This is a genomic window from Desulfosarcina sp., assembly GCF_055467485.1.
Map to the genome: position 1 here is coordinate 101118 of NZ_JBUOIV010000006.1, position 18431 is coordinate 119548.

General features: G+C 58.2%; 18 protein-coding genes and 1 pseudogene. 14 read left to right on the plus strand and 5 right to left on the minus strand.

The window, feature by feature from the left end; genetic code table 11:
• Positions 1-118: 118 nt before the first annotated feature.
• From pyk to ACZCED_RS04975, 4 genes are all read right to left on the minus strand, one after another.
• On the minus strand, positions 119-1543 hold the full coding sequence (gene pyk, locus ACZCED_RS04960) for a pyruvate kinase (RefSeq protein ID WP_462970874.1): 1425 nt from the start codon (positions 1541-1543) through the stop codon (positions 119-121).
• 656 nt (positions 1544-2199) lie between these two features.
• Positions 2200-3096, minus strand: coding sequence for an SAM-dependent methyltransferase (locus ACZCED_RS04965; RefSeq protein ID WP_464860332.1), 897 nt, complete (start codon positions 3094-3096; stop codon positions 2200-2202).
• Between the two features lie 121 nt (positions 3097-3217).
• Positions 3218-4111 (minus strand): AraC family transcriptional regulator, encoded by an 894-nt coding sequence (locus ACZCED_RS04970; RefSeq protein WP_464860333.1) that lies wholly within the window; start codon positions 4109-4111, stop codon positions 3218-3220.
• A 13-nt stretch (positions 4112-4124) separates the two neighbouring features.
• Positions 4125-4742: a DUF3786 domain-containing protein gene (locus tag ACZCED_RS04975; RefSeq protein WP_462968739.1), complete on the minus strand. Its 618-nt coding sequence runs from the start codon at positions 4740-4742 to the stop codon at positions 4125-4127.
• Positions 4743-5012: 270 nt separating this feature from the next.
• Here ACZCED_RS04975 and uvrA point away from each other — a divergent pair, with 270 nt between their 5' ends.
• From uvrA to ACZCED_RS05005, 6 genes are all read left to right on the plus strand, one after another.
• Complete coding sequence (uvrA, locus tag ACZCED_RS04980; protein WP_464860352.1) at positions 5013-7856, plus strand: excinuclease ABC subunit UvrA; 2844 nt, start codon at positions 5013-5015, stop codon at positions 7854-7856.
• 118 nt (positions 7857-7974) lie between these two features.
• A complete protein-coding gene (locus ACZCED_RS04985) occupies positions 7975-8169 on the plus strand; it encodes a hypothetical protein (protein ID WP_464860334.1) in 195 nt (64 codons plus the stop codon).
• A gap of 75 nt (positions 8170-8244) precedes the next feature.
• A complete protein-coding gene (locus tag ACZCED_RS04990; RefSeq protein WP_464860335.1) occupies positions 8245-8421 on the plus strand; it encodes a hypothetical protein in 177 nt (58 codons plus the stop codon).
• Positions 8422-8716: 295 nt separating this feature from the next.
• Complete coding sequence (hrpB, locus tag ACZCED_RS04995; RefSeq protein ID WP_464860336.1) at positions 8717-11263, plus strand: ATP-dependent helicase HrpB; 2547 nt, start codon at positions 8717-8719, stop codon at positions 11261-11263.
• A 141-nt stretch (positions 11264-11404) separates the two neighbouring features.
• Positions 11405-11668 (plus strand): hypothetical protein, encoded by a 264-nt coding sequence (locus ACZCED_RS05000; RefSeq protein WP_462968736.1) that lies wholly within the window; start codon positions 11405-11407, stop codon positions 11666-11668.
• Positions 11669-11706: 38 nt separating this feature from the next.
• Positions 11707-12177 carry an LEA/WHy family protein gene (locus ACZCED_RS05005; RefSeq protein WP_462968735.1) on the plus strand — a complete coding sequence of 157 codons (471 nt, stop codon included), beginning with the start codon at positions 11707-11709 and terminating at the stop codon, positions 12175-12177.
• A gap of 14 nt (positions 12178-12191) precedes the next feature.
• Here the strand turns inward: ACZCED_RS05005 and ACZCED_RS05010 are convergent, their stop codons facing one another.
• Positions 12192-12380, minus strand: coding sequence for a hypothetical protein (locus ACZCED_RS05010; RefSeq protein WP_462968734.1), 189 nt, complete (start codon positions 12378-12380; stop codon positions 12192-12194).
• 510 nt (positions 12381-12890) lie between these two features.
• Between ACZCED_RS05010 and ACZCED_RS05015 the strand changes: the two genes are divergently transcribed.
• The 8 genes and pseudogenes from ACZCED_RS05015 to ACZCED_RS05050 form a co-directional block, all read left to right on the plus strand.
• On the plus strand, positions 12891-13712 hold the full coding sequence (locus ACZCED_RS05015; RefSeq protein WP_462968743.1) for a methylenetetrahydrofolate reductase: 822 nt from the start codon (positions 12891-12893) through the stop codon (positions 13710-13712).
• Positions 13713-13758: 46 nt separating this feature from the next.
• Entirely contained in the window at positions 13759-14295 is a 537-nt protein-coding gene (locus tag ACZCED_RS05020) for a bacterioferritin (RefSeq protein WP_462968733.1), read from the plus strand.
• Positions 14296-14520: 225 nt separating this feature from the next.
• The gene (locus ACZCED_RS05025; RefSeq protein ID WP_462968732.1) at positions 14521-14652 is read left to right on the plus strand and encodes a hypothetical protein; all 132 of its coding nucleotides are present in this window, start codon (positions 14521-14523) and stop codon (positions 14650-14652) included.
• 15 nt (positions 14653-14667) lie between these two features.
• Positions 14668-15372 carry a PAS domain-containing protein gene (locus ACZCED_RS05030; protein ID WP_464860337.1) on the plus strand — a complete coding sequence of 235 codons (705 nt, stop codon included), beginning with the start codon at positions 14668-14670 and terminating at the stop codon, positions 15370-15372.
• A 158-nt stretch (positions 15373-15530) separates the two neighbouring features.
• Entirely contained in the window at positions 15531-16241 is a 711-nt protein-coding gene (locus ACZCED_RS05035) for a hypothetical protein (RefSeq protein WP_464860338.1), read from the plus strand.
• 78 nt (positions 16242-16319) lie between these two features.
• Positions 16320-17339, plus strand: a complete 1020-nt coding sequence (locus tag ACZCED_RS05040; RefSeq protein WP_462968729.1) for a PilZ domain-containing protein — start codon at positions 16320-16322, stop codon at positions 17337-17339.
• A 299-nt stretch (positions 17340-17638) separates the two neighbouring features.
• Positions 17639-18037, plus strand: coding sequence for a PDC sensor domain-containing protein (locus ACZCED_RS05045; protein WP_464860339.1), 399 nt, complete (start codon positions 17639-17641; stop codon positions 18035-18037).
• Between the two features lie 12 nt (positions 18038-18049).
• Positions 18050-18427, plus strand: a pseudogene (locus ACZCED_RS05050) (cache domain-containing protein); the annotation flags it as partial.
• Positions 18428-18431: the final 4 nt, after the last annotated feature.

The window sequence follows — 18431 nt, forward strand, 5'->3', positions numbered from 1 at the left end:
CCTCCTTTCCTGCAATCGTTCACTGTTCATATGTGGTTACAGTCGGCCGGTGGGTCTGACGAATGCGTATTTATGGGAAACGGCTTTCACGGTTTTCTTCAACAGCGGACACGGGGAATCAGTCCTCGTGCCCTACACGGTGGAGCTTGATGATATTGGTTGAACCGGCCTTGAGTCCCATACCGATCACCAGCACCACCAGGTCCCCCTTCTGCACGCAGTTCTTTCCGATAAGCAGGCTCTCGCTGGATTTTACCAGGCGGACGGTGTTTTCGATATCGGCGATGAACATGGGAGTAATGCCCCACAGCAGCGACAGGCGGTGGTAGGTGTCCATCCGCGAGGTAAATGCGTACACCGGTTTGGACGGGCGCTGCTTGGAGATCTGCTTGGAGGTGGAGCCGGAAACGGAAAAGGCGATAATACACCGGGCCTGGACCTCCTGGAGAATGTTGACGGCGCTCTGGGCCACGGCGTGGGTCACCGGATCGGTGGTATCCGATTCGTAGTGCTGATTTACCTTTAAAAAGGGTGAGCTTTCGGACTGCTCGGCGATCTTGACCATCATCTGCACCGCCTTGACCGGGTACTTGCCGGAGGCGGTCTCGCCGGAAAGCATCACGGCATCGGTACCGTCGAAAATGGCATTGGCCACGTCCGAGGCTTCGGCACGCGTGGGTATGGGATTGACGCTCATGGTCTCGAGCATCTGCGTCGCGGTAATCACCGGCTTGTTTTTGCGGACAGCCGTGGAGATAATCTTTTTCTGGATAATAGGCACCAATTCAGGTTGCATCTCCACGCCCAGATCTCCACGGGCCACCATGATGCCGTCTGCGACATCCATAATCGCCTCCAGGTTGTCCACGGCCTCGGGCTTTTCGATCTTGGCGATGACCGGGATCTCCACCCCCTGCCTTTTCATGATGGATTTGATCATATCCAGATCTTCGGCTTTGCGCACGAAGGAGAGGGCAAAATAGTCAACTCCGTTTTTGATGCCGAAATTCACATCCCGGATGTCCTTTTCCGTCAGCGACGGGGCGGAGACATTCACGCCCGGCAGGTTGATGCCCTTGTTCTCCTTCAGCATGCCGCCGTTAATCACCTTGCAGTTGACCGTGTCGCGGGTTTTGGATTCCACCTGGAGACGGATCAGACCGTCGTCCAATAAAATGGTATCGCCGGACTGCACATCCGAATGAAGATTCTGGTAGGTGGTGGAAACCATCTGAGCCGTGCCCGCCATGGGTGTTGAGGTGATGGCAAACGCGGCGTTGCGCTTCAGTCGCACCGGCTCACCGTTTTCCAGCCGTCCCACGCGTATTTTAGGCCCCTGAAGGTCTAAGAGGATGCCCACCGACCGGTTGAGCGTTCGGGCAATGGACCGGATATTGCGGATCGCCTCTGAGTGGGTTTCGTAGTTGCCGTGCGAAAAATTCAGACGAGCCACATTGATGCCGGCCTCAACCAGTTTTTTAAGCATTTCAGGCGAATTCGAAGCCGGGCCGATGGTGGCGACGATTTTGGTTCGGATGGTCATATGCAACCCTTTCTTGCCTGCCGCAGGTTCCGGCAAACGGCGTGTTTTAGATCATGAGGGGACCAATGGCGAAGCAGAGAAAAGTGCCCCCTGAAACGGCGGGAGCGTTTTGGCGAGTACGCCTCAAACAGGTCGGTGTAAAGTGCTTTTTTCGAAAGATAAACAGACTTTGGGAAAGAATCAAGCTCAAAATCGATTGCCCCCAAACGCCCAGACCCAGCGCAAGCTGATATAACCGTTTGAAAGGAAAGTAAAATAATCTACGACTCGATCATGGCGCCATCGCCGTCATGAACGTCCCAAAGGCCGGCGCGGCCGCAAGCAGTTGACGGGCGCCATTGCCGTAGGCGAGCCGATGAAACGGCGTTGGCCGATTTTATAGCTGAGAGACATGAGCCGCCTGAGCGCGGCCCATTCGGGCGGGGGCACTGCTGCCGTCGGCCTGAGCGGGAACGCGGCCACGGCTCAGGCGGTGAAATTGAATGGCCTGATTGAAGCCTTCACGCGGCAAACGGCGGGAAATGTTCTGCCTGAACCGGCGGTGCTCCGCAGCACCGTATGGATAAATCGTCGATTGTCAGTTCGCTGGCTGACCCTGCCGCATGCGACGGTGACTGCGCTCGCTGTCGCGGTTCAAGCCAGAGTGGCCCCGATACCTATCGGCATCGATCGACCGGCGCAACGGTTCTGGCATGGGCAAACCAGAAGACCCGCGTCACCGGCCGCCGCCTGCCGGCACCCTTAAAATAACGTGATTTGAGATCCGGAGCATTGATGTTTTCAACGACCACAAACCCCTTGTCCCTGAGAAACGCCTCCAGTGCATCCTTGTCGAATCCCAGCCGGAAGGTCTCACCATGTGAGCTGACCTCCTGATGCATGTTTCTGCCTTCCACCCATCTACAGGTGCCGTCAATTACCGACGGGGGCAGGTAATCAAAAACCACTTGGTGTCCCGCGCCATTGTTTTCACCAATGAAATCCAGCAGCCTGGCAAACGTGTCTGCAGGAATATAGGGAACCAGCCCCTCTAATACGAAGAGACTCTTTTTGTCTGGATCATAACCGTTTTCAGCCAGACGGGCTTCAAGCGCATCCGTTGAAAAATCCAAGGCGATGTATCTCACATGGCCCGGAAGGGCACCGATGGCCGACTCAAGTTTGGCCAGTTTGTCGGTCTGGGTGATCGGGTCGTCCAGTTCGAAGACCGTCACCTGTTTCTCGATGCCTTGAATCCGGTAGGCCCGGGAGTCATATCCGGCACCGAGTATCACCAGTTGTACCATGCCATCCGCAATCATCTGTGCGACCACGTCATCGATGAAGCGGACGCGACTGACAATGGCTCCATTCACACCGGGGAATTGCTTGGCTTTCTCACCCATCAGCGCCTGCAGCTGTTCACGATCACGGAGCACGGCGGCCCAGTCCGGCGGGAGAAATGCGGCGGCCAGCGGGTCCCGGCACACCTGTTCAGTTTCCGGGTAGAGCATTTCAAGTGCCCGGTGAAACGCCATGATGGTTGCCGTTGCACTGGGCTGCGCGGTATTCATGGTTTCCTCCTTCTCTTTGTCGGATGGGGTGGGGATGGAATTACCATTTCCAGCGATAGCACCGATCTCTCTGAAATACTTGTCCGATCTTGCTGAAAAGGAGGATGCCGCTGCCAAGGGATCAATGGATGGGAATCAAAATCCAGGCGCTTTTTTGAAGTCCGTCCGACGGGCACGGGTCGTTCAGGTACATTTCGAACGGCGGGGCATCGCGCAGCACACACCCGCTTTGCGGCAGCCAGCCAAGATAGACGGCGTTCCACGACTGCATGAGAAATTCATAGGATCCGTGATGAGCGAACAGGGCGTATCGGCCTGCCGGGAGCACCAGGGTGGCTGTCCCCTTCGGCACGACCCGGCACGCGCGGATCACGGCACCGGTGTAGCTCAGGGCACGTGTGTCCAGCAGGCTGGAAAAGCGGGTGGGATAGATGCCAACATAGCATTGGACCGCCCTCTCCAGCTCATTTTCAATCAGGCTGGCAGCCAGCCGCTCGAAGGAGGCGACGCCGGTTTCAAAAAAACTGCCGTTTACCATCCCCCGATTTTCCCGGTAGACCACGGTCAACGGAGGAAGCGTCTTGATCAATGGCGTGAACCGCCGCCTGTTCCGTTGGCAGTTTCCGGCTACAGGATGAAAGGGGCGGTTGGTTTTGAGAAACCACGGTTTGGAGACCGTGTCCCGGAACCGCCGGGGGGAGACCCCGGCAAACGTTTTGAACCCTTTGCAAAAGGCGCTGGGCGTTTCATACCCCACCTCCAAGGCGATGTCGATCGTTCGCCGGCGACGGTCGAGGAGCAGAAAACCGGCACGCTCCATCCGTTTACGGAACACATACGCATGGGGGGTCTCCCCCATGGCGCTTTCGAAAACCCGGTTGAAATGGAAGGGAGAATAGCAGGCCGCATCGGCCAGGTCCGCGAGCCGGCAATGCTGGTCCATATGCCGGTCCACCTGCAGCATCACCCGCTTGATGGCGCACCGGTGGCCAATTATGGTGGCGGCGCTGGACATGATCCCATCGTCATCATCGGTTCTTTAGCAGTCGATCGGAAAAGGCATGGCCGAGGATGGCCTGGCTCTCGGCATCCAGGTAGGTCGATGCCCGTTTTTCGAAAAGAAGCGAAGCCGATGCGGGGAAATCGTCGTCGGCATCGTTGAAGACCAGCAGCAGGGGAACCTTGGGCAGCGGAATGAAACAGCGGCACAGGTCGCAGGCGATGTCCATTTCCGGCGTGCTGCCACCCAGCGTCTCGCTGGCCGCTTCAAGCGCGCCGACACGCCCTGAAAAAGCCCTGGCCAACGGTTTTTCCACGGTGTCGCTCCAAAATACCGTCAGCGGGCCGGCATCGGGAAAATCCCGATAGGCCGACCATTCTTTTTGCTTGGGCTCGAACCGCGGACACATGATCAGGTACCGGCAGACCACCACGCAATCGGAAAAATCGGGACGGCGCCCCTCCGCATCCTTCAGTCCGTCGGCAGTCAATCGGATGGACTGCCCGAAATAGGGCACCACTACCGCGTCGCCATCCAATGTGACGCCGAGCAGCTCTTCCTTTCCGTCGAACCGCATGGATTTGAGCTGTTCCAGGTAGTGACGATAGGTTTCATGGTAAACCGGGCCGGTGGTGTGTTGACTCATCGTCGGTGCCTTTTTCGTCTGTTCAATCAATCGGAAATGGCTGGCGTGGACAAGGGGGGGATCGATACTTATTTTTCCAGATCCTATGACAGGCGGCGACCCTTTGGCAACCTGTTTTTAGGGCAATGAGGGCACAGGAATTGACACCAGGCGGCAACCGGATGATCCGTATGGAACCGAAAAAGCCGTTGCGGGAAAAAAAATATGAAAAACCGACCCAACGGAAACAGTCCGGTGGCCGTCCCCCGGTCACGCAAGAAAAGAAAAACCATGGAGCTGGATACCATCGAGGTCAAAGGCGCCCGGGAGCACAACCTGAAGCAGGTTGATGTCAGCCTGCCCAAAAAGAAGCTCATCGTCTTCACCGGCGTGTCCGGTTCGGGCAAGTCCAGCCTGGCCTTCGACACCATCTTCGCCGAGGGCCAGCGCCGCTACGTGGAGTCGCTTTCCGCCTACGCCCGGCAGTTTATCGGCCAGATGGAAAAGCCCCGCTACGACACCATCCGGGGGCTGTCGCCCACGATCTCCATCGAGCAGAAATCTGCCAGCAAGAACCCCCGGTCTACGGTCGGCACCATCACCGAGATCTACGATTACCTTCGCGTGCTTTACGCCCGCATCGGCCGGCAAACCTGCATCAAATGCCACCAGCCCGTGGGCAAGGGCGACGCCCAAAGCATGGTTGACCGCATCCTGGAGATGCCCGAAGACACAAAAATTCTCATTTTGGCACCGGTTATCGACAGCCGCAAGGGGGAACACAAGGAGGTGCTGGCCCGGCTGCAACGGCAGGGGTACGCCCGGGTGCGGGTCAACGGTGTGGTACAGGAGATCGAAGCCGTCCAGGCCCTGGCGCGTTACAAGAAGCACACCATCGAAGCGGTGGTGGACCGCCTGAAAACCTCCAGCGCCGGCAGCTTCAGGAAACGATTGACCGACTCGGTGGAGACCGCCCTGCGGCTGGGTGATAGCCGCATCATCGTGCACCGCATGGACGGCGGCGACATCCCCATGAGCGAGGCCCGCTCCTGCTGCGGCATCGCCTACCCGGAACTGGACCCGCCCATCTTCTCCTTCAACTCGCCCCTGGGTATGTGCCCGGACTGCAACGGCATCGGCGCCAAACTGGCCATGGACGCCGACCGGGTGATCGCCGACAGCAAGCTGACGATCCGGCAGGGGGCAATCATTCCTTGGCAAGGCCATTTCACCGGCAAGGGGAAACTGAACGGCTCCTGGACAGCCGAACAATTGAGGGCCATGGAAGAACAATGGGGAGTCGACCTCGACACCCCCTGGGCTCGGCTGCCCGACCGGCAGAGGCGGCTGATCCTCTATGGTTCCGGCGGGCGTGAACTGACGGTGAGCTGGAATGCAGAAAAAATTCAAGGGTCGTATACCACGACCTACGAAGGACTGCTAAACACCCTCATGCGCCGCTATACCCAGACCGAATCGGAAAACGCCAAAAAGTACTACGGCCGCTTCCTCTCCACACGGCCCTGCAACACCTGCGGCGGACGGCGCCTGAAGCCCGAAGTGCTGGCCGTGAAGATTGGCGACCGGTCCATCATCGACCTCACCGAAATGACCATCCGGGAGGCCCGGGATTTTCTCACCGGATTGAATCTGGCCGGCAACCGCAGGATCATCGCCGATGAACTGCTCAAGGAAATTACCGGCCGGCTGGGTTTCCTGGTCAACGTGGGTTTAGACTACCTATCACTCAGCCGCAAAGGTCCCACCCTCTCCGGCGGCGAATCCCAGCGCATCCGCCTGGCCTCCCAGGTGGGATCGGAGCTCACCGGCGTCCTCTACATCCTGGACGAACCCTCCATCGGCCTGCACCAGCGGGACAACATCAAGCTGCTGGGCACCCTCTGCCACCTTCGGGACATCGGCAACACGCTCATCGTGGTGGAGCACGACCGGGAAACCATGGCCTCGTCGGACTGGATCGTCGACTTCGGTCCCGGCGCCGGACACCTGGGGGGTGAAATCGTGGCCCAGGGAACGCCCAAGCAGATCATGCGCCGTAAAGCCTCCCTCACCGGCCGTTATTTGAGCGGCCGGGATGAGATCGAAACGCCGGCCACAAGGCGCCCCGTCGAAACCGCCGGCCACCGGCGGATCGCCATTGTCGACGCCACCGAAAACAACCTGAACCACCTCAGCGTGGATATCCCGTTGGGGCTGCTGGTGGCGGTAACCGGCGTTTCCGGCGCGGGCAAGTCCACACTGATCAACCAGATTCTCTACCCGGCCATGGCGGGCAAGCTGCACAACGCCATGCTGGAAACGGGCCGGCACAAGTCCATCCACGGGTTGGAGCACCTGGACAAGGTGATCAACATCGACCAGAAGGCCATCGGCCGCACCCCCCGCAGCAACCCGGCCACCTATACCAAAGTGTTCGACTTGATCCGGGATCTTTTCGCCCAATTGCCCGACTCCAACATGCGCGGGTACAAGAAAGGACGCTATTCGTTCAATGTCAAGGGGGGACGCTGCGAAGCCTGCAGCGGGGACGGCTACATCAAGGTGGAAATGCACTTTCTGGCCGATGTCTATGTGCCCTGCGAAACCTGCCGGGGGAAACGTTTCAACGACGCCACCCTGGAGATCAAGTACAAGGACCACTCCATCGCCAATGTGCTGGACCTGTCGGTGGTGCAGGCCCGGGAGCTCTTTAAGAACCATCCGCGCATCCGGCGTATTCTGGACACCCTGATGGATGTCGGGCTCTCATACATCAAGCTGGGCCAGGCGGCCACCACCCTTTCCGGCGGCGAGGCCCAGCGCATCAAGCTGGCCCGCGAACTGGCCAAACGGGCCACGGGACGAACCCTTTACATCCTGGACGAGCCCACCACCGGCCTGCATTTCCAGGATATCAAGATGCTGCTGGCCGTGCTCCAGCGCCTGGTGGACGGCGGCAATACCGTGGTGGTCATCGAGCACAACCTGGATGTGATCAAGACCGCCGACTGGATCATCGACCTGGGGCCCGAAGGCGGCAAAGGGGGCGGACGCGTCGTGGCCCAGGGCCCCCCGGAAACGGTGGCCCGTGTCAGGGAAAGCTACACCGGACAATTTCTAAAAAACCTCATCTGAAACGCGATAGCGTGCGAACTGGAGTTCGAATTTCATCCTTACGGTTCTGATCGTATCGGGCATCGGCATCACCGGCCGCCTGGAATTATCCAGACCGATCGCAAAAATCGCCGTCCGAATGATCGATTCATGGATCATGGAGCTCAAGCAGCAGGCCGCCATAAAGGAGACCATCATGGTAGTGATGGCCGCCATGGGCGATCGCGGCGACGCCAAACGGTTTCCCGACATCGGGCTTGCCGCTTACCTGGCAAAACCCGTAAAGCCGCAGGAACGGTCGGGCATGCTCGACAGGCATTTGCTGCAGAAATAACGAGATCATCCCCGCCCGCCGCAAAATTTTGCGCAGGTTCCAAGCGCCTCGACCATCTGGGAAAGCTCAACGGATATGCCTGATGCCGCTGCCTACGGCGACGCGAATCAAGCTGCTGGTAGGTTATCCCTTCTGCGTTTTGCCGTAGAGAACCTCGTGATTTCTGTCAATACGTTGCTGATCCGCTTTGAGGTTGGCTTTGTGGGCATGCCGTTTTGTCTTTTTGATCAATTTTTTCTGGAAGGTTTTTGACGACATGTGGTTCTCCTTGGCAATATGGGAAATCGCGGGTTGAAGATCATTCGGTTGCCGCCATTTTTATCAGGATGCTTGGGCCGGATGCCAATGGTAATGTTGGATTTTATCACAGCAACCTCAACGAATACAAATCAGCACCATGGTAGAACATTGGTAGCCTCCCGCTGCAATCCACAAAATCCTGACCAAGGAAGCGCCATTCACCTGGCACTGTCGATCAGTTACCTTTTTTGCCGCTGCCGCTGCCCGCACGATGAAAATGTTTCTGAAGTGTGATACTCCAGTCACCATGGAACACAGCGATCATACCGGAGCAATCCACCGCCTGCCGGTGGCGGCGATCCTGGGACCACTCAAATCCGCTTTGCGCGACCACTCATCCGCGGTGCTGGTGGCGCCGCCCGGTGCCGGTAAAACGACTGTCGTGCCGCTGGCCCTGATGGACGAACCCTGGCTGTCCGGCCGGCGACTGCTGCTCCTGGCCCCGCGCCGCCTGGCTGCGCGGGCTGCGGCCCATCGCATGGCGTCCCTGCTCGACCAGCCGGTGGGCAAGACCGTGGGGTACCGGGTGCGCATGGAAAGCCGGGTGGGGCCGCACACCCGCATCGAAGTGGTGACCGAGGGCGTGCTCACCCGCATGATCCAGGGCGACCCGTCCCTGGCCGGTGTGGGGCTGGTCGTCTTCGACGAGTTTCACGAGCGCAGCCTGGATGCCGATCTGGGGCTGGCCCTGTGTCGGGACATTCAAGGCGTGTTCAATGACGACCTTCGGCTGCTGGTGATGTCCGCCACGCTGGACCCCGCAGCAGTGGCAGCCCTGCTGGACGACGCGCCCCTGCTCCGGTGCGGCGGCCGCGCCTTTTCTGTGGAAACCCGATATGTGGGCCGGCCTGCGGCCTTGCCCGTCGAACGGGCCGTTGCCTCTGCCATCAAACGGTCCGTGGCGGCGAACGAGGGCAACCTTCTCGCCTTTCTGCCCGGCGCGCCGGAGATCAGACGGGTGGCCCGGTTACTTGAAGGAGTCGATCTGCCAGCCGGGTGGAGCATCGCCCCCCTTTACGGCAATCTGCCCCGAGTCCGGCAGGATGCGGCCCTATCGCCGCCGCCGGCCGGGCAACACAAGATCGTGCTGGCCACGTCCATTGCCGAGACCAGCCTGACCATCGAACAGATCGGTGTCGTTGTGGACAGCGGATTGCAGCGGGCGCCGCGCTTCGATCCCGGCAGCGGCATGACCCGATTGGTGACGCTGCCGGTGTCCCGGTCATCGGCAGACCAGCGCCGGGGGCGGGCCGGTCGTCTGGGCCCGGGCATCTGCTACCGGCTGTGGGACGAAGCGGCCCACCGCACGCTGGCTGCCTACCACCGGCCGGAGATCCTGGACACCGATTTGGCCGGCCTGGCCCTGGAATTGGCTGCCTGGGGGATAGATGCCCCGGATTCCCTCGACTGGCTGGACCCACCGCCCATTCCGGCATTCTCCATGGCCCGTCAGCTGCTCCTGGATCTGGGAGCCCTTGACGATGACGGGAAAATTACCGCACACGGACGTCACATGGCGGATCTGCCCCTGCATCCCCGCCTGGCCCACATGATACTGGCGGCCCGAAAAGAGAAAATGGGGCCATTGGCCTGCGACATTGCCGCCATTTTGAGTGAACGCGACCCGCTTTATTTTGTCGGCCGGGAGCGCGATGCCGACCTTAGATTGAGGCTGGACACGTTGCAGGCCTGCCGGGTAAAGAGGCCTTTTCAGATTCATGGCTGCACCGTCGATTCATCCGCCGTGAGGCATATTCTGAAAGTGTCGGCAGTGCTGCAACACCGGTTGGGAACAGGTAAAAATACCGATGGGCCATCCGTTCCGGGCCGACTGCTGGCCTGGGCCTACCCCGACCGCATTGCCCGGCAACGGTCCGGCAGCCCGGGCCGCTTCCTGCTCACCAGCGGCCGCGGCGCTTATTTCGACCCACCCGAACCGCTGAGCGCCAACGAATATCTCGTGGCGGCGCATACCGACGGCGACCGGCGGGAAGCCCGAATCTTCATGGCAGCGGCGGTCGATAAGGATTGCCTGCTGGATCAGTTCTCACACCGGGTCCGATGGCTGGAAACGGTGACCTGGGATTCCCGTCGGTTGGCGGTATCCGGTATTCGTACGCTGGTTTTGGGTGCACTCACGCTGGGAACCGAGCCATTGACCAACCCTGCGCCCGAAGCCGTGATGGCCGCCATGATCGCCGGGATTCGTCAAAACGGCATCGCCATCCTTCCCTGGACACGAACCCTGAGAAACTGGCAATCCCGGGTCATGCTGCTGGCGCGGACCGATGCGGACGGCGGTCCCTGGCCTGACGTTTGCGATGCCGCCCTTTCCAGAACCCTGGAAGAGTGGCTGTCCCCCTATCTTTCCGGCATGACGCGATTGAAAGATCTGGGGGCGAAAGATTTTTCCAACGCGCTGCGCAATCTTCTCACATGGCGGCAACAGCGGCAGATGGAAGAACTGGCCCCCACCCACATCACGGTGCCCAGCGGATCCCGCCTGCCCATCGACTACAGCGAGCCGATACCGATACTGGCCGTAAGGATACAGGAGCTGTTCGGCGCCACGGAAACCCCGGCTATCGCCGGAGGCCGATTGCCGGTGGTGCTGCACCTGCTTTCACCGGCAGGCCGTCCGGCCCAGATCACCCGGGACCTGGCCGGCTTCTGGAAAAACAGCTACCCGGAGGTGAAAAAAGAACTCAAGGGACGTTACCCCAAACACGTTTGGCCGGAAGATCCACTGGCTGCCCCACCAACGGCGCGGACCAAGCCCAGAAAATCAAATTGAACGGTGGCCCGGGCATTGATTGTGTGATAGGATTGATTTTCAATTTTCTGCCTTTCCGGCCGGCGGTCCCTGGAAAGCCGAAGCGACAGTCAAAGAAGGCCTTTTTTCTTTCAGTTTTGAATCGTTGAGGAGACAACCCACATGAATTGGCTGAGTATTGGATTGATCGGCGCGATCGTGTTCACCCTGCATTCATTTCAGCAGATCAAGATGACGCTTAAAGATAAGGGGTACCACGTGGAGATGATGACCGGATGGCTCGACGATTACCGCCGGTTCAAACAATTGACCCTCAACGAAACGGACGAAACGGCCCGATATAAATACCAGCGGGTCCTGAACGGCCTCTACCTGGCCCTGGCAGGCCTGGTTTTCATTCCGTTGCTGATGATCATGGGGAAATAGCCGGTTTTCGTGTCAACTCGCCAGAAAGGAGGCTGCCGATGCCCCGATACCGCTGGATCCTGCTCCTTGTGTCAACGGTTCTGGTGATCGCGGGTTGTGCCACCCTCGACCCCGATTACGAAACGCCCAGCGTGAACGTCAGCGCCATACGGGCACTGCCTTCGGACAGCATCGCACCACGATTCGAAATCGATCTTCACATCATCAATCCCAATCGATCGACCCTGACGCTTCAAGGGATCGCCTACAGCCTGAAGCTTGACGGGCACAAAATCTTGACGGGCGTCGCCAACGATCTACCGGCTATCGACGGCTATGGCGAAGGTGACGTCACCCTGACTGCCACGACCAGCCTGCTGAGCAGCATACGCTTTTTTACCGACCTGATGAACGCGCAGCGGGACACCATCGCTTATGAACTCAACGCCAAACTCGACCTCGGCGGGCTGCGGCCCAACCTTCATGTGGGGGAGAAAGGCGAGATCAGCCTTTCCGGGCAACCCCGGTAGCTGTCAGGCTGTCACTATGCGTTGCCGCCAAACAGGGAAAAGGCCTCCTTGACGATCTCCTCGGCGCAATCCGGATCTCCTTCGAAAGTCATCCGGCCGGCGTCGAGGATGAAGCGCACGCCGCAATCATATTTTGCAGCCACGCTGTTGAATATTTTGCGCCAGATTTCTCTGTTCCAGTTTATTCTGTTTATCGCTATCATTCGGTTCGACCTCAAGTGTAAAAGTTGGACAATAGCTATCCGATAATCAAACCCCGTGCCATCACCCGCGATTGATTACAACTTGCTGATATGGTGTGTTTTATCCCGCCGCGCGGCCAAAACGCAAAGTCGCTGAAAAATTACGATTATGTAACTATCGATGACAATATTACATATGTGAATTTCAGGCCGCGATACCCGTCCTCCAGAACGCCAGTGGGCGGACGGGGAAATAGACGCGTTAAAGGCAGCATGTTCTGCCGGTGGTAAGGATGATCCATGCTTGACCTGGACCTTTTGGAAAGATAGACTAAGCTCGAAATTCCGTTCGACGAGCAACGACCGGCACCCCGATACAACAGACACCCCGACAAAGCACACGCACCGGTGACCGTCTGCAAGCGTGCCGATGAAAACCAACTACGACCAGGAAGCCATGGATGTCACCATCCGCGCCGTTGCCCAGGCCGCGGCCATTCGTCTCCTTCGGCGTGACATCATCAATGCCGAATCCGGAAAAGGGTTGACATGTTTAACGAATCGTTCGTCGTCACCATTGAGGTGGTCCCCCCGGACGGATCGGACCCGCGAAAGGTCCTTGATGCCCTGGATGCCTTGAGCGCGCTGTCGTTCTTCGGTTTCAGCGTGGCCACCAACCCCGTGGCCAAACCCCGCATGAGTGCCATGGCCCTGTGTACCATGATCCAGCAGCGCACTAAAAAACCGGCCATCCTCCACCTCACCACTCGGGACCACAACCGCTTGAGTCTTCAGGGCGAACTGTGGGGAGCCAAGGCGTTGGGCATAGAAACAGTATTAGTGGCCACCGGTGATTTGGTGGCCTTCAAAGACCGGGGAAATACAACCAACGTCCGGGATACCGACGTTTACGGCCTGGTAAAAATGGCCCGGGAATCGAATCTGCAGACCGGCGTGGTTTTCGACACCCACCCCGAAAAAAGCGGTCTGGCCAGGGCGGTGGACCACTTGCAGCGGAAGGTGGACGCCGGCGCCCAGTTTGCCGTCACCCAGCCGATTTACGACGACGCCGGCGCCGATGAGATCGCCCATGCCACCAGGAATATCGGCATCCCCGTCATCATGGGCATCCTCCCCCTGCGCACCCCCCGGCACGCCGAGTTCCTGCACACCCGGGTGGCCGGCATCACCGTGCCCGATGCGCTGCGGCAGCGCATGCATTGCGCCGCCGACCCGGTGACCGAAGGTGCCGCCAACGCCCGCGAAATGATCGGTGCCGCCCGAACCCGGTTTGCCGGCGCCTGCATTATGCCCCCATTCGATCATTACGAAGTAATGGTCGACATTTTATAGCGTACGGTAAACATTCCTAAACCCATTCAAACACAGGAGATTGAAAATGGCACAGTCGGCAAGGGAAAAGAGGAAGGCAAAAGTTATCGAAGTGCTCAACAAAGCCCGGTCCATGGAACTCACGGCCATCACCCAGTACATGAACCAGCATTACAACCTGGATGACAAGGACTATGGGGAACTGGCCGCAAAGGTTAAGCTGATCGCCATCGACGAAATGCGCCACGCGGAAGGCTTCGCCGAACGGATCAAGGAACTGGGGGGAGAACCCACCACTGAACCCGATCAGAAAGTCACCAAGGGGCAGGCGGTCGAACAGATTTTCACCTTTGATGCCGGTCTCGAAGACAATACAATCGACATCTACAACCAGTTTCTTCTGGTCTGCCGCGAAAACGGGGACAGCACAAGCATGAAACTGTTCGAGCAGACAATCGATGAAGAGCAGCTTCACTTCAACTACTTCGACAACATCAGCGACCATATCAGTACCCTGGGCAATACCTACCTGGCAAAGATAGCCGGCACCTCTTCGGCCACCGGCATCGGGCCCAGCGGATTTGCCGTCAGCGGCGGCGCCTGATCCGCCGAATGAAGCAATGATGGCCCCCTTTTGCCTTCGGGAGACCGCATGACGCCACGGCCACGGGAGGACAGGAAACGCCCCCGTGGCCTTGTCGATTCCGCAGGATAGATTCGATTGCCCCCCACCCTTTTATTGGCCGGCGCCGTGTTTATTGTTAGGGAAGGCAAAACCGGTGATCATTGGCACCGCCTTGACGATTGCAGCAAAAAGGGCCGCTCCAACATGAAAATGTCAACCCGCATCCTTATCATCTCCATAATTCTGGGCGTTCTGTTCTGGGTGATCGATGCAGGGGTCGATCATGTTTTTTTCAACATGCACCGAAATGAAGTCGTCTCCAGCCGGACCTACTGACCGCATGAAATTTACATGCGAACCCTTTTTGCACTCTCTTTCATCCTTTTCGGCGGCGTGGTTTCGTTTCTGCTGAAAAAACAGAAGGAGAGCGAACTTCGCATCCAGGAAGCGTTGCGATTCCAACAGGATTTGATCGATGCCATCCGCATTCCCGTCTTCTACAAGGATAAAAACCTGGTTTATGCGGGCTGCAACTGGAGCTTTGCCGAATTTATCGGGGCGCCGTTGGATGCGATCATCGGCAAAACCGTCTACGATCTGGCCCCAAAGGAACTCGCCGACACGTATCAGAAGAAGGACCTGGAACTGCTGAACCAGCCTGGCGTCCAGGTTTACGAATATGAAGTCAACCGAAAATCCGGTCAAACGCGTTCCGTGGTTTTCAACAAGGCCACGTTTTTAAAGGCCAACGGAGGGATCGGCGGCATGATCGGCGCCATCCTCGACATCACCAAAAGAAAGCAGGCGGAGAAGGATAAAGACCTTTTGATCGTTCAATTGCAGGAAACGCTGGACAAGGTCAAGGTGCTCAGCGGATTGATTCCGATCTGCGCCTCCTGCAAAAAGATCCGGGACGACAAAGGCCTCTGGAAACAGATGGAGCAATACATCTCGACCCACAGTGATGCTGTCTTCAGCCATGGCATCTGCCCCGACTGCACCCGTGCGTTCTATCCGCAATTGGCCGACAGGTGCCTGGGTTGTTGTTCCGACTAGCATGCAACACCTTGCCTTGAAAAAATGCATTTGTTATTGTTTCCTCATGATTGAATTGACCGATCACGCGTCGTTACCTTCCGGTTGGCGGGGTCTTGGAACCTAAGCCATCACTCGCTCAAGAGCACCGAATTGACAGCCATCGATCGAGGGTTGCCATGAACGTCCGCTTTTTCATCTCGCTGTTCGCCCTTGCCCTGGTTTATTTGCCAGCGCTGTGCAGTCCTGTCGCCCACGCCGCCACCGACATGCCGGCGGAAATTGAAAAGACGTTTGATTTCGGGACCCTGATCGAACACACCGTTTCAGTCCAAAAAGGCGCTCACCGGGTTTCGCTTCGCCTGAGCCAGCGGCGGGAAACCGAAGGGTCGGTAAGCATCGTCTCCGCCCACCTGGCATTCACGCCCGACACCGAACCGGGTACGCCGCTGCTCACAGCGCCCATTTTCGAGTCTCTGCTGGCCGACATGATCAACGCGCTTTACGGGCGGTTCGGGGCTGATCTCAAGCTGGATAGCCTGAGCGCGGGCAGCTTCATGGGAATCAGGGAGGTAGAGAAAAAAAGCATCCTGGCTTTCAACGGCTACACCCCCTGGGAGCGGTACCTCAAGGATCCTAGCGCCTTCAGCCAGGCGCGGATCTATGCCCTCGTGCAGGACCGCTGGAAGATGACCGGTGTTTTTTCGGCCATCACCGAGGCCTTTGCGCCCCTGGGATTTGACGCCACCTTTTCCGGCTTTGAAAAACTGTTTGTTTTTCCGGCGGAAAAATGCTCTTTTTACCCGGAGCTGAAGGACCTGGGAATTCGCAGGATGGACCGATTCCCTTACCCGGGCACCATTTCCTTCACATTGACGCCCAAGCAATAGAAACCCGGCGAATGACGGTGAACAGCGCATCAGCAATTGCCCCTAACGACCGATAAAACCCACAGAGGCCAGCATTCGATGAAGACCATCCTAGTCGTCGACACTGATCCCATCATGCTCCACACATTTGTCGGGCTGCTCAAAAGCCATGGCAGCTTTCTGCAGGTCCTGTCCGCAACCAACGTCCAGACCGCATTGGACGTTCTTGCCGGGGAAGAGGTGCACATCCTGATCACCGGCATGCACATGTCCGAAATGGACGCTTTCGAACTCCTGTCGCTGCTGGGGGCCAAATATCCGCAAACCTGCGTCATCGTCATGACCAACAACGCGTCGTCCATGTTCCGCGCCAAGGTCAAGCAGTTGGCGTCGGTCATTCATTTCGATCAGGCCCTGGACACCAGCATGCTCACCAAACGGATCTTCACCGAGTTGCAGATCGACTACGGCGGGCAGATTCGGGGGATCACCCTCTCCTCGTTTCTCCAGATGCTGGAACTGGAGCATCGCTCCTGTACCCTGCAGATCACGGCCAAAGGGAAAACCGGAACGATTTACATGTTGGACGGCAAGCCCGCCGCCGCCAAGATGGGCTTGCTGACCGGCAAGGCTGCCGCGCTGCACATTCTCACCTGGGAAAATGTATTGATCGACATCGACTACGCCCCCCGGGAGGCGCCGCGTGAAATCACCACCTCGCTGATGAACTTGCTGCTGGAGAGCGGACGGATGGTGGATGAAAAGCAGAGCCAGCGCCCCAACCAGCGCAAGCACAGCCGTTACGACTGCCTGGTGGGCGTAGGTTACGATATCAGCGACTGGACCTACCAGTGCTATATGCGGGACATCAGCGAGGGGGGCGCCTACATCGAAACCGAACAACCCATCAAAGTCGGCCAGCGGCTCACCATGTCCCTGTCGTCCCCGCTATTGAAGCGCGCCTGCGACATCGACGGAACGGTGGTCCGCCGGGACCCCAAGGGCATCGGTGTCCGCTTCGAGAGTTTGACCCTGCAGCAAAAGCAGGTGATCCGATCCCTGATGGAAACCCACTGCTCACCGATTTCCGGCCCATCCCAGGACCCCCGACCCTCTTGATGGAACGTGCCTGTCTGAACGGGCAAGGGGCCGCACATTCCTTGACGAGGCGGCGAACCGCAGCCATCTCGGTGGCAAAAGGCTCATTCTCCGCCATGGGCTGCGGCCAATGCGGACTTCACCGCATGACCCAACTTCTCGATGGCGTAGGGTTTTTTTAGCAATCCGCTCGCACCCATGCGCTGGGCTTCGTCACCTTCATCCTAAAAATCAATCCTCAAATTTCAGGGCCCTCCTGCCGATACCCATCGTTTGGCACACAGACACAAGCCTGACTAAAGGTATCAAGGCGCGTCTTAATGAAACTGCGTGAAAAATTTTTGTTCCCCACCCTGGCACTGGTAATGGCCAGCATGCTCCTGTCGCTGGTCATCTCCAGCATGAGCGCCTCGTCGGCGCTTGAAAACGAGGTCCGTGGAGAGATGGTTTCGATTGTTCAAAGCCAATCGGCCTTTATCAAACACTGGCTGGAACGCAACGAATCGGATCTGCACAGCTGGAGCCTGGAGGACACCTACCGTATTGCCCTGGGTTCGGACATGATCGCCCAGGGCGCCCGTACGAGCGCCAGCAAAAAAATGGCGGATGTTTTAAAGGACTATCCCCACATTGCCGGTGTGCGGCTGACCAATCGCGACGGGTTGGTGATCGCCTCGTCACACCCGAAAACCATCGGCCAGACCAATGTGGGCAAGTAGGACTATTTCCGGAAGGCCGTGCAGGGTCAGCAAAACCGGTCGGACCTGCTGATCAGTAAAACCAGCGGCCAGCCGATTTTCACCATTGCAGCACCCGTCAGGCGCGACGGCGAGGTGGCGGGAACGCTCTATGCGGTGATCAACCTGGCGGACATGAGCGCCAATTTTGTCGACCCCATCAAAGTGGGTCAGACCGGATACGGGTTCATGTTCAACGAAACAGGCATCATCTTCGCCTATCCGGACAAGCAGCAGTTGATGAAGCTCGACCTGACTAAATTCCCCTTTGGCCGTCAGATGATAGACACGCACCAGGATGCCTTCCAGTACACCCATGAGGGAATCGAAAAGATCACCGGGATAGCCCGTATCGGCGATTCGGGATGGCGCATCG

Coding starts and splice junctions, on each gene's coding strand:
- ACZCED_RS05040 (WP_462968729.1), top strand. CDS start 16,320: ATGAAGACCATCCTAGTCGTCGACACTGATCCCATCATGCTCCACACA.
- ACZCED_RS05025 (WP_462968732.1), top strand. CDS start 14,521: ATGAAAATGTCAACCCGCATCCTTATCATCTCCATAATTCTGGGCGTT.
- ACZCED_RS05035 (WP_464860338.1), top strand. CDS start 15,531: ATGAACGTCCGCTTTTTCATCTCGCTGTTCGCCCTTGCCCTGGTTTAT.
- ACZCED_RS04985 (WP_464860334.1), top strand. CDS start 7,975: ATGATCGATTCATGGATCATGGAGCTCAAGCAGCAGGCCGCCATAAAG.
- ACZCED_RS04965 (WP_464860332.1), bottom strand. CDS start 3,096: ATGAATACCGCGCAGCCCAGTGCAACGGCAACCATCATGGCGTTTCAC.
- uvrA (WP_464860352.1), top strand. CDS start 5,013: ATGGAGCTGGATACCATCGAGGTCAAAGGCGCCCGGGAGCACAACCTG.
- ACZCED_RS05045 (WP_464860339.1), top strand. CDS start 17,639: ATGAAACTGCGTGAAAAATTTTTGTTCCCCACCCTGGCACTGGTAATG.
- ACZCED_RS05000 (WP_462968736.1), top strand. CDS start 11,405: ATGAATTGGCTGAGTATTGGATTGATCGGCGCGATCGTGTTCACCCTG.
- ACZCED_RS04975 (WP_462968739.1), bottom strand. CDS start 4,742: ATGAGTCAACACACCACCGGCCCGGTTTACCATGAAACCTATCGTCAC.
- ACZCED_RS05010 (WP_462968734.1), bottom strand. CDS start 12,380: ATGATAGCGATAAACAGAATAAACTGGAACAGAGAAATCTGGCGCAAA.
- ACZCED_RS04970 (WP_464860333.1), bottom strand. CDS start 4,111: ATGTCCAGCGCCGCCACCATAATTGGCCACCGGTGCGCCATCAAGCGG.
- hrpB (WP_464860336.1), top strand. CDS start 8,717: ATGGAACACAGCGATCATACCGGAGCAATCCACCGCCTGCCGGTGGCG.
- ACZCED_RS05005 (WP_462968735.1), top strand. CDS start 11,707: ATGCCCCGATACCGCTGGATCCTGCTCCTTGTGTCAACGGTTCTGGTG.
- ACZCED_RS05020 (WP_462968733.1), top strand. CDS start 13,759: ATGGCACAGTCGGCAAGGGAAAAGAGGAAGGCAAAAGTTATCGAAGTG.
- ACZCED_RS05030 (WP_464860337.1), top strand. CDS start 14,668: ATGCGAACCCTTTTTGCACTCTCTTTCATCCTTTTCGGCGGCGTGGTT.
- pyk (WP_462970874.1), bottom strand. CDS start 1,543: ATGACCATCCGAACCAAAATCGTCGCCACCATCGGCCCGGCTTCGAAT.
- ACZCED_RS04990 (WP_464860335.1), top strand. CDS start 8,245: ATGCCTGATGCCGCTGCCTACGGCGACGCGAATCAAGCTGCTGGTAGG.